The following is a 3,189-nucleotide window of genomic DNA, read 5'->3' on the forward strand; positions in this document are numbered from 1 at the left end:
GCACTCGACATCGTGTAGGCCCCGCCGTGGGTGTAGAGGATCACCCGGCGCGGATCAGTCACCGCCCTGGGCCCGATCGCCAGAACCGGCACGCCGCCGAGTGTCATGTCCGTGAGGCTCACCTCCTCGCGGGCGGCGACCTGCTCGCCCGGACCGATCTGCTGAGCCAACTGCGCGTCGCGGCGTTGGGCCCAGCCGGCCAGATCGTCGGGCGCGGGCGCGCGGCGCGTTTCCCAGTCCGCCGCGTTGAGTGTCCTCATCACCTCCTGTGCCTGCGGCGAGATGGTGGTCGGCACGTAGTCGATGGTCTTGGGTGCGCCGACGGCCTGCGCAGGGGTGGACTCGGGGGGCGCCGGATCCTGCCCTCCCCCGCCGGGCCGCGAACCAGAGCAACCGCTCGCGGCGGTCACGGCTACCGCACCGGCCGCCGCGGAGGCCAGGAAGGTTCGACGATCCAGATTTCGCTGCCCCATGCCACCAGAGCTTATTCCCGAGCCGGCGTGGGTGCCTGCTCCGAACCGCGGTGGCGGAGGGATTTGAACCCCCGGACGGTGTTAGCCGTCTCTCGCTTTCAAGGCGAGTGCATTAGGCCGCTCTGCCACGCCACCGCCGACCACCTTAGCTGGCTCAGGTTCTGGCGACCCTGCCGTTGGGGCTCCTGCCGTTGGGGCCGCCGGTCTTGATCGCCTCGCTGATACGGCGGCAGTTCTCCCCCAGCGCGGCGATCTGCTGACGCGTCAAGGGCGCCAGGAACCGCTGCCGGACGGTCTCGGAGTAGGCGACGATCGCCTCGGCCAACACGTCGCGGCCGAGGTCGGTGATCCGGGCCAGAACCCCGCGCCCGTCCTCCGGGCTGGCTTCGCGGAGCACCAGTCCGATCTGCTCCAGCCGCCGGATCTGGCGGGTGACCCGGCTCGGCAGCGACAGCAGCTGATCGGCGAGGTCACCCATCCGGGCCGAACCGTTGTCGGATCGGCACAGGATGTCGAGCAGTCGCACGTCGAGGAGGGTCAGCTTGAACTCCTCGGACAGTGTCTTGTTCAGCGTCCCGTAGACCCGCAGCGCGGCGTCGAAGAAGTTCTCCCAGGCCCGCTGCTCGGCGATGTCCAGCCCCGGCATGGCATTCGCGGTCCGTCCCCCGATGGTCCCACCCATCGGGTCAGTTTAAGCGACGGGTCGGTTGTTCCTGCGGTTTTGGTCGCCGGGGTAACCTCGCGGGATGCGTGCGGTCGTGATCGACTCGGGGCGTTTGCTGTGGCGCGATGTTCCCGACGTGGTGGCCGGCGACGGCGAGGTGGTGATCGGGGTCCGCGCGGCCGGGGTGAACCGGGCCGACCTCCTCCAGGCCGCCGGCAGGTACCCGCCACCGCCGGGGGCCGGCCCGATCCTGGGTCTGGAGGTGTCCGGGGTGATCGAGGCACTCGGTGCCGGAGTCGGGAATCTGGCTGTGGGACAGGCTGTCTGCGCGCTGCTGGCGGGTGGGGGTTACGCCGAGTTCGTGTCGGTCCCGGCCGCCCAGGTGTTGCCGGTGCCCGCCGGAGTCAGCCTCCGGGACGCCGCCGGGTTACCGGAGGCCGCCTGCACGGTGTGGTCCAACCTGGTGATGGCCGCCCGGCTGAGCGCCGGGGAGTTCGTCCTGCTGCACGGCGGGGCCAGCGGGATCGGGACCCACGCCATCCAGGTCGCCAAGGCACTGGGCGCCGAGGTCGCCGTGACGGCTGGGTCGCCGGCGAAGTTGAGACTGTGCGAGGAACTCGGGGCCGACGTCGTGATCGACTACCGGGACGCCGATTTCGTCGAACGGGTGTACGCCGCGACCGGCGGCCGGGGCGCCGATCTGATCCTGGACCTGATGGGCGCGTCCTACCTGGACCGCAACCTGGCCGCCCTGGCGCCCGAGGGCCGACTGGTGATCATCGGCATGCAGGGCGGGGTGCGGGCCGAGTTGGACATCGCCGCGCTGATCGGCAAGCGGCTGACCGTCATGGGCACCGCGCTGCGCGGCCGGCCCGCCGACGGGCCGCACGGCAAGGGCGTGATCGTCGGGGAGGTGCTCGGCTCGGTGTGGCCGATGATCGCCGCGGGGAAGGTGCGGCCGGTGATCGGGGCCCGCTTCCCGATCGAACGGGCCGGCGAGGCCCACCGGGCGTTGGAAGCCGGCCGGACCTACGGCAAGGTGCTGCTGGACCTATCCCAGTGAGGCCAGCGTCCGCACCAGGTGGTCCACCTCGGCCACCGTCGAGTAGTGGGCCAGGCCCACGGTGAGCACACCGCCGATCTCGTCGACCCCCAGTGCGTCGAGCACTCTGGACGTGGGATTGCCGACCGCCGTGATCGTGTTGTCGGCCAGCCGTTGAACCACCTGTTCGGCGGGCACGCCGCTGACCGCGATGCTCACCACCGGAAGGCGCTGCGCAGGATCCCCGATCACCGTCACCAGTGGCAGCGACGCCAGCGACGTCATCAGGTAGTCGAAGAGGCGCTCAAGGTACTCCCGCGCGGATTCCATTGACTGCGTGAGCCGTTCGCGCCTGCTGCCCTCCGCCTGCTCATCCAGCGCAGCCAGATATTCCACGCTGGACACCAGACCGGCCAGCAGGCCGAACTGATGCAGACCCAGTTCCAGCCGGGCCGGGCCCGACGCGTACGGGTCGGCCGAGACCGAAGCGAAGGTGTCGATGAGCATCGGGTCGCGGAACACCAGGGCCCCGATCGGCGGGCCGCCCCAGGCGGCGGCGTTGACCGCCACCACATCGGCCTCGACCTCGGCGATATCCAGCAGTCGGTACGGCGCGGCGGCGGAATGATCCACCACCACCAGACCGCCGTTGGCATGTACCTGCCTGGTCACGGCGCCGACGTCGACGACGGTCCCGAGAATCCGGGATGCGGACGGCATCGCCACCAGGCGGGTCTCGGGGGTCAGCAGTTCCTCCCACTGCCACTGGGGCATCTCACCGGTCTCGATGTCGACCTCGGCCCACCTGACGTTCGCGCCGCAGCGGTCGGCGGCGCGCAGCCACGGCGCGATGTTGGCCTCGTCGTCGAGTCGGCTGACCACGATCTCGCCGCCCGACCCGGCCCTGATGGCCGACGCGTCGGCCAGCGACGCCAGCAGCACGGCCCGGTCCGGGCCGAGGACGACGCCGGCGGGGTCGGCGTTGAGCAGATCGGCCACCGCGCGGCGGG

The 3,189-nt window shown here is 71.0% G+C and carries 3 protein-coding genes, 1 tRNA gene and 1 pseudogene; 1 reads left to right on the forward strand and 4 read right to left on the reverse strand.

Annotation, left to right across the window (positions count from 1 at the left end; translation table 11 throughout):
* From ADBZ5U_RS15360 to ADBZ5U_RS15370, 3 genes and pseudogenes are all read right to left on the reverse strand, one after another.
* A pseudogene (locus tag ADBZ5U_RS15360) lies at positions 1–473 on the reverse strand (hypothetical protein); the annotation flags it as partial.
* A 48-nt stretch (positions 474–521) separates the two neighbouring features.
* Positions 522–608, reverse strand: a tRNA-Ser gene (locus tag ADBZ5U_RS15365).
* A 19-nt stretch (positions 609–627) separates the two neighbouring features.
* On the reverse strand, positions 628–1,155 hold the full coding sequence (locus ADBZ5U_RS15370; protein ID WP_526811634.1) for a MarR family winged helix-turn-helix transcriptional regulator: 528 nt from the start codon (positions 1,153–1,155) through the stop codon (positions 628–630).
* Between the two features lie 64 nt (positions 1,156–1,219).
* Between ADBZ5U_RS15370 and ADBZ5U_RS15375 the strand changes: the two genes are divergently transcribed.
* Complete coding sequence (locus ADBZ5U_RS15375) at positions 1,220–2,200, forward strand: NAD(P)H-quinone oxidoreductase (RefSeq protein WP_526811636.1); 981 nt, start codon at positions 1,220–1,222, stop codon at positions 2,198–2,200.
* On the opposite strand, the gene ADBZ5U_RS15380 is transcribed toward ADBZ5U_RS15375, so the two are convergent.
* The coding region (locus tag ADBZ5U_RS15380; protein WP_526811638.1) for a cysteine desulfurase-like protein at positions 2,189–3,189 on the reverse strand (1,001 nt) is incomplete at its 5' end. The genes ADBZ5U_RS15375 and ADBZ5U_RS15380 overlap by 12 nt on opposite strands.

The sequence above is a fragment of the Mycobacterium sp. genome (assembly GCF_040398885.1).
GTDB lineage: Bacteria > Actinomycetota > Actinomycetes > Mycobacteriales > Mycobacteriaceae > Mycobacterium.